At 61.6% G+C, this 7,019-nt stretch carries 7 protein-coding genes; 1 reads left to right on the top strand and 6 read right to left on the bottom strand.

From position 1 onward, the window contains the following. The 4 genes from NW835_RS11700 to purM all read right to left on the bottom strand — a co-directional run. The coding region (locus NW835_RS11700) for a GldG family protein (RefSeq protein ID WP_414415369.1) at positions 1 to 1,384 on the bottom strand (1,384 nt) is incomplete at its 3' end. Positions 1,385 to 1,408: 24 nt separating this feature from the next. Then, positions 1,409 to 2,194 (bottom strand): ABC transporter permease, encoded by a 786-nt coding sequence (locus tag NW835_RS11695; RefSeq protein ID WP_414385280.1) that lies wholly within the window; start codon positions 2,192 to 2,194, stop codon positions 1,409 to 1,411. Continuing rightward, complete coding sequence (locus NW835_RS11690) at positions 2,191 to 3,225, bottom strand: ABC transporter ATP-binding protein (protein ID WP_414365122.1); 1,035 nt, start codon at positions 3,223 to 3,225, stop codon at positions 2,191 to 2,193. The genes NW835_RS11695 and NW835_RS11690 overlap by 4 nt, the downstream gene beginning before the upstream one ends. Before the next feature lie 204 nt (positions 3,226 to 3,429). Then, positions 3,430 to 4,485, bottom strand: a complete 1,056-nt coding sequence (purM, locus tag NW835_RS11685) for a phosphoribosylformylglycinamidine cyclo-ligase (protein ID WP_414415368.1) — start codon at positions 4,483 to 4,485, stop codon at positions 3,430 to 3,432. A gap of 145 nt (positions 4,486 to 4,630) precedes the next feature. On the opposite strand from purM, the gene NW835_RS11680 reads away from it, so the two are divergent. After that, complete coding sequence (locus tag NW835_RS11680; protein ID WP_414378001.1) at positions 4,631 to 5,734, top strand: septal ring lytic transglycosylase RlpA family protein; 1,104 nt, start codon at positions 4,631 to 4,633, stop codon at positions 5,732 to 5,734. On the opposite strand, the gene NW835_RS11675 is transcribed toward NW835_RS11680, so the two are convergent. After that, positions 5,735 to 6,772: a response regulator gene (locus NW835_RS11675; RefSeq protein ID WP_414365116.1), complete on the bottom strand. Its 1,038-nt coding sequence runs from the start codon at positions 6,770 to 6,772 to the stop codon at positions 5,735 to 5,737. Next, on the bottom strand, positions 6,769 to 7,019 hold a 251-nt coding region (locus tag NW835_RS11670; protein ID WP_414415367.1), incomplete at its 5' end, for a sensor histidine kinase. The genes NW835_RS11675 and NW835_RS11670, both read right to left, overlap by 4 nt.

Genomic DNA, 7,019 nt, shown 5'->3' with positions numbered 1-7,019 from the left:
AAAGATCGCGGTTGCCCTGCTGCCTCAGGTTGCCGTCGAGGGCAAAGTTGACGTTGCCGATCACCACCAGGCGGGCCTCGGTCGGCGACTCCTGGGCTTCTGAGTTGTTCTGATCGCCTTTCACCTGCCGGGTCAGGGCTACGCCCAAGGTCAGGGGGCCGGGCTTGTCTTGATCCGGGTCAAATTGCACGGGGCCAGCTTCCAGGTTGGGGCTGGTCTCTCCCCAGCTCTGCGGACTGCTGCGCAGCAAGGGTGTGGCCTGGATCCCTTCGCGGGCTTGGGTTTCCACCGAACGGGCCAGCGGAAAGAGGGTCATCAGCCGCTGCTCGGCCAAGGGGGCAGTGATGGGGTGATCCCCGTAGGTGGTAACTAGGGCAACTGCCGGCCCCGTGCCCAGGAGTTGGCTGACGCTGCTCACCTCGATAAGGATGTCATCTCCCAAAACCACGCCCCACTCTTCCAGCAAGGGATCCAAGCCGGCATCCACCCGCGGCCCAATGAGCAGCAGCAGCCGTCCTCCCTTGGCCAGGTAGTCCTGCAGCTTCTCCACCTCGCCGGGGAAAAGAGCCCGCTGCGGCCCCGCCAACACCAAAACCTCTGTCTCGTCAGGGATCTCGGCCTGCACCAGGTTCAAGGGCTCCACTCGGTAGCCCTCCTGTCTCAGGGCTGCCACGGCCTGGGCCAGGGTGGGGGTGCCTTCCCGCGCTTCTAGGCCCACTTCCCCATGCCCTTGCACGAAATAGGCCAGCAACTCCCCGCGGTTGACCACTTTAGACAAGACGGGGGTCAGTTTGCTCTCCAGCTCAGGGGCAGGGGGCTGGGGCAGTTGCTGCCGGCTTTCTCCGGCCTCCACCACCAGGGTGTTGTTTTGCGTCACCTGCAGCCGCTGAATGGTGAGGGGATCCCGATTGGGATCGACAAACGCAAACTGGAAGCGCTCGGGGTTGAGGCGGCGGTAGCGCTCCAGTTGTTCCCGCAGGTTGGGATCCGGCGCCGTGGTAACCACCCAGACTTTGACGGGTTGCGCCAATCCCTGCACCAGTTGCCGGGTTTGAGGCGACAGGGTAAACAGGCCCTCCTCGGTGAGATCCAGGCGCAGGTCGTAGCGCACCGCTACCACATTCACCAGCACCAGGATGACGGCCATCGCCGCCACCGCCACCAGGATGTTGGCGTTGGTCTGGGTGGAGCGCAGCCCCAAGAACAGGCTCACCTCCTGCCGGTGGGTGAAGCCCCAAACCACCACCAGAGCCAAGCCCGTGGCCATGAGGCTGAGGGGCACCGCCGTCCAGCCGGTGAGAGCGGATCCCACCAGCAGGCCGATGGCAATCCCACCAAGGCCGACGATCCCCGCCCAATCTGCCAACGCCCGCCAGTCTTTCATCACCGCACTTCTCCCAACACAACCCTAGCTTTGCTGCCAGCGCAGGCTTTCTACCGATTGCACCGTGGCAAACAGCCCCAGCACGATAATGCTGAGGAAAAGGACGATGCTACTGCTGCTGAGGATCCCTTGCACCCAGTTGCTGTACTGCTGCAGCAGAGAAACATGCCTCAGGGTAGCGGCAATCCAGTTGTTCTCCTGGCCGGCCGCCGCGTCGATCACCCAGAGCAGCAGGATTAGCCCAAAGGTAGCCACCGCCGCGATAAGGGTGCTGTCGGTCAGGGAAGAGATGAACAACCCCAAGGCCATGACGCTGCCCGCCAGCAGAGCAAGTCCCACATAGCCCATTAGGGTTAGGCGGTAGTCCACTGCCGGGGTGGCGCTGCTCAGCACCAGCACGTGGTAGACCAGCGGTGGCAACAGCAGCGTCATAAAAAACACCCAGACCGCCAGCCACTTGCCCAGGGCCACCTCCAAGTTGGTAATGGGGGAGGTGGCCAATAGCTCCATGGTGCCCCGCCGCCGCTCTTCGGCGTAGGAGCTCATGGTGAAGATAGGCAATAAAAATAAGGAAAGCGTGCCCAGCAGGTTGAGAAACTGCTGCGACAGGATGGTGGCGGCATCAAAAGGGTTCTCTTGGCCAAACTGGGCAAAGAGATCCACCTGCTGGGAGAAGTTGATCACCCGCACCAAGATGTTGACGAAGAAAAACCCCGCCAGCCCCCAGAGTACTGCCGCCACCACATAGGCAATGGGGGAGGTGAAGTAGCCGCGCAGTTCTTTGCGAAAAATGGCCACTGCTCCGTTCATGCTGCTTCCTCCAATGTGCCTGCGGATCCCTCTTGGGTGGTGAGCTGCAGGAAAATCTCTTCCAAAGAAGCCTGGGGACGACCAATCTCGTAGAGGTCGATCCCCGCCTGCACCAGGGCCCTGGCCACCTCCGGGATCCAGCCTAAGGACTCTGTCCCGTTGTCGCGAACGGCAGCAACGTTGCTTTTAAGCTGCACCTGCCAGCGAGGGGGATCGGATCCCAGGGGCTGCAAACTCACCACCTCCACCTGGGGCAGGTTTTGCAGGGCCGCCCGAATGGCCGTTTCCTCAGGGGCGCCCACCACCAGCTTCGCCTGCTGCCGATCCTGCACCTGTGCCGTCAGCTCGGCGGGCGTGCCGATGGCCGCCACCTGGCCGCGGTTGATGATCACCACCCGGTCGCAGGTCATGCTCACCTCCGGCAGGATGTGGGTGGAGAGGATGATGGTGTGCTCTCCCGCCAGGCTCTTGATCAGGTTGCGCACCTCGATGATCTGCTTGGGATCCAGCCCAATCGTGGGCTCGTCCAGGATGATCACCGGCGGGTCGTGCACCAGGGCCTGGGCCAGGCCCACCCGCTGCTTGTACCCCTTAGAGAGCTTGCGGATCAAGGTGTGGCGCTTGTCTTCCAGACTGCAGCGGCGGATCACCTCGTCCACCCGCCTGGGCCGGTCGCCGGGGCTGACCCGCTTGATCTGGGCAACAAAGTGCAGGTAGGCCTCCACCGTCATGTCCGGGTAGAGGGGCGGGTTTTCCGGCAAATAGCCGATGCGCTGCCGCACCGCCATCGAGTTTTCGTGGACATCAAACCCGGCCACCCGCGCCGTCCCCTCGCTGGCGGGCAGATACCCGGCCAAAATGCGCATGGAGGTGGTCTTGCCGGCGCCGTTCGGCCCTAAAAACCCCATGATCTCGCCGGCGTTGACCTGGAAAGAGATATCGCGAATGGCCGTAAAGCTGCCGTAGGTTTTGCTCAGATGCTCCACTTCGATGGCAGCCGTGGTTGCAGGAGCAGTGGATAAACCTATCATCGGCGGCTCCTAACCTAGAGGGTCAGCGTGAGTTGGCCAACAGCCCAAGTCCGTAGATGCGAAAGCGCGCAGCCCTTGTTTTGAAACAGGCAGAAGTTGAGAGCAACAGAGGCGGCAGCGCTGAGGCCACCAGCAAACTTAGCACAGAGGCGGCGGGGATAAGCAAACGGCAGCGGGATCCCCTCCCCCCTTTTGGTGGGGTGCTCAGGGGGCCAGGGATCCCCACGCTTCCAACCCCAAGACTCGGCTCTCCCCAGGGCGGGCGGCCACCACCTCCCCGATGGGGAAGGCTTCGGGCAGCAGTGAGCTCACCTGATCTTCCGCCTCAGGGGGCACCACCAGCACATAGCCCACCCCCAGGTTAAAGGTGTTGAACATCTCCAAAGTCTCCACCTGGCCCTGCTCCTGCAGCCAGAGAAATTCCTGTGGGATGGGCCAACTGTGGGGCTCTAGTCGCGCCGCCTGGTCAGGAGCCAAACAGCGGGGCAAGTTTTCCGGGATGCCGCCGCCGGTGATGTGGGCCATGCCGTGGATGGGGATCCCTGCTGCTTGCAGCCGCTGCACCGCCTGCACGTAGATGCGGGTGGGGGTGAGAAACACCTCCGCCAGAGGCCGATCCCAACCAGAGGGCTGGTGATCCCAGCGCCAGCCCCGCTCGGCCACAATCCGCCGCACCAGGCTGAAGCCGTTGCTGTGCAGGCCGCTGCTGGGCAAGGCCCACAGCCGATCCCCAGCCTGCACCCGCGAGCCGTCGAGAATGTCCGCCCTCTCGACAATCCCGACACAAAATCCCGCCAGGTCGTACTTGCCGGGCGGATAAAACCCCGGCATCTCCGCCGTCTCTCCCCCCAGCAGTTGGCAGCCGGCCTCCTGGCAGCCCTCCAGAATGCCGTCAATCACCTGCCAGAGAGCTTCCGGCTCCAGCTTGCCGGTAGCCACATAGTCCAGGAAAAACAGCGGCTTGGCTCCCACCGTCAGCACATCGTTGACACACATGGCCACCAGGTCGATGCCCACTCCGTGGTGCTGCCCCCACTGCTGGGCAATCTCCAGCTTGGTGCCCACCCCATCGGTACCGGCAACCAAAACCGGCGCTCGGTAGCCTGCTGGCAGCTCGAAGAGGCCAGCAAACCCCCCAATGCCCCCCAAGGTTCCTGAAGAACCTGAAAACGGGACTTTAGTTCGTTCAACGCGCTCGCGAATCCCCCTGACAAAGGCGCGGCCCAGATCGATGTCAACCCCTGCTGAGCGGTAGTCCAAGATGACGAAAATCCTTGTGCTGACGGAACTTAGGCTTTTGCCCTCGACCGGGCAAGCTTGTCAATTTAGAAACCTATGGTACATTAACTTCTGTTTTACTGTCGCATTGGATGTTGTACAGGAGTTTCGAGAGGAGCGCGGCCTCATGCGAAATTGGAAGCGGCTTGGACAGGGACTGGCTCCCGCCCGCCAAGTGGGCTTAGTCGGCTGTCTCTGTGTTACGGCTCTCAGCTTGCCGGCAGGCATGTTGGGCAGCCCAAACTCGCAGGCACAAGCCTCAACTCGCAGCGGATCCCCCAGCGCCAGAGCAACCCAGCCATCCCCCAAAGCCCACTCGCTCTCCCCGGCAACCGACCTTGTCTCCCCTTCCCAACCCAACGCTCCCCTGCCGGCCAAACTCGGCACCTTGCACTCGCAGGACTCGGAGTCTCTCCTCCTATCTCGCCAGGCGATCCCTTCGCGGCCAACAGAAGAACCCACCCTCAAGATCGGCGAACAACAGCAGCAAACCAGACAGCCCATCTCCACCCTCTACGACTACCAGATGGATGGGCGGCAGGTGGTCACCGTCTACGTTCGGGATCTACCTGTTGTCAGCTTTGTCGAGCAACCCGGGTTGGAGTCGCCGCTGCTGCGGGCCAGCACTCTGGTGGCCCGGCTCAACCAAATGGCCCAGGGATCCCTGAAGGACACGACCATTACCCTGGCTTGGGCAGAGCCCCAATCCGGGGATCCCCTCTACGCAGTTCAGGTCAACGGCGAGGAATTGCTGCGCATCGACGAGGGAGTCCTGCTGCCAGATAACCAACGCCCGGTGGATACAGCAGTTTTGGCTGCCAATCGTCTGCGCCGTCTGCTGCTGGATGCGCCCCCCATTTCGGCTCCGGCCCTACCTCAACCGGCTGCTCTCGCCGCCAAGGCCACTGTTGTAGGCCCTAAGCCAGAAACAGCCGCTCAACCAAAACCTGCCCCTGTCCGTACCGTCGGGCCTGTGCAGGAAGGGATCGCCTCCTGGTATAACCTGCACCCCACCCGCCATGAGATGACGGCTGCCCACCCCACTCTGCCCTTCGGTACCGAGGTGCGGGTCACCAACCTGAGTAACGGGCGTCAGGCCGTCGTGCGCATCAGCGATCGCGGCCCCTTCATCCCCGGTCGGATTATCGACCTCTCCCTACGGGCAGCAGAGGCCCTGGGGATGGTGCGCTCTGGGCTGGCGCCGGTGCGGGTGGAAGTGGTGCAGCGCTAGCTAAGGCACGGGCGAAAAGCGCTTGGAGTCGGGCGAGTAGCGCCAAGAAATGCCGTCGGGATCCCGGCTGCGGCTCCACTCGGGAAACCCACTCTTGAACTTCCAGTAGGTGATGGCGGAGACCACTACCCCCAACCGCTCTGCTAGCTGAGTCTGGTTGAGGGGGCGCAGTGTTACCCGCGGCACTGTAATCGCCTCCTCGGCAGCGACAGGGCTGGGCAGGGGAGCGGGATTGGCCACCGCTGGGGGGGGCTCGGAGAGGGTAGCCGTAGCTATGGCCGCCGGTTTCTCCTCTTCCAGCAGGCGACTCCGGCTGGGCTCCTGGGGCCGCAACAAGCTAAACTGACTCAACAGCCCGACATTTTCTAGGTTTAGCAAATCTTCCAGGTTAGAGGTCTGATGAATCAGTTCCAGCTCGCGGTGAAACTCTTCCTCCAGCACCCGCAGGTAGTACTGCCACTTCTGCTCCGACTCTGCCTCTTTGAGCAGGCCTAGGGCAAACTTGAGCTTCGAGAGGAGCTCACTCAGATCTTGCAAGAATTTCTTGAACAAAGTGCCCTTGACCTCTGCAAACTGCTGCAACTGCTGCAGCTTTTGTCGCAGCTCCTCCAGCCTTTTCTCCTCCAGCCTGCGGCTCTCTAGGCTCTGGCGGTGGTTGTGCAGGGCAATTTCGATGGCGGTGTAGAGCTCCCGCTCTTTGAAAGGTTTGATGATGTAGCCAAAGGGCTGCGTCTCCTTGACGCGCGAAAGAGTGTCCTCATCAGCGTAGGCCGTCAGGTGCACCACCGGAATGTTGAAGCGCTCGCCGATTCGCTTGGCGGCTTCGATGCCATCGATATCTCCCTTCAAGACGATGTCCATCAAGACCAAGTCCACCGACATTTCCTCCAGCCGTCGGATTGCTTCTTCGCCAGAGGACGCGATGGCCGGCACCGCATAGCCAAATTTTTTCAGGACGTTGGCAATATCCTTGGCGATGATCTTCTCGTCTTCGACAACCAGAATGCTGCCTTTGGCAAGCATGGGAACTTTCTTCAAGGCTGGCTCCTTGGAAAGGTGATGATGAAAGTGGTACCCGACTTGTTTCTCAATTCTATCTTGCCCTGGAGCTGATCGGTGAGGGTCGCAACCAGTTGTAAACCTAAAGATTGAGTTCCCTTGAAATCGAAGTTGCGGGGCAGGCCAATGCCGTTGTCAGAGACGCGCAACTGAGTATGACTACGGGTTTGCTTAAAGTGGACGTCGATCTGACCACTGCGGCCTTTGGGGAAGGCGTATTTGAGGC

This window comes from Synechococcus sp. OH2, assembly GCF_047462155.1.
Lineage (GTDB): Bacteria > Cyanobacteriota > Cyanobacteriia > Thermostichales > Thermostichaceae > Thermostichus.
This window is presented reverse-complemented; position numbering and strand designations above follow the sequence as displayed.

Bases quoted from the DNA above. Each gene is read 5' to 3' on its own strand.
- NW835_RS11695 (WP_414385280.1), bottom strand. From the start codon at position 2,194: ATGAACGGAGCAGTGGCCATTTTTCGCAAAGAACTGCGCGGCTACTTC.
- NW835_RS11680 (WP_414378001.1), top strand. From the start codon at position 4,631: ATGCGAAATTGGAAGCGGCTTGGACAGGGACTGGCTCCCGCCCGCCAA.
- NW835_RS11690 (WP_414365122.1), bottom strand. From the start codon at position 3,225: ATGATAGGTTTATCCACTGCTCCTGCAACCACGGCTGCCATCGAAGTG.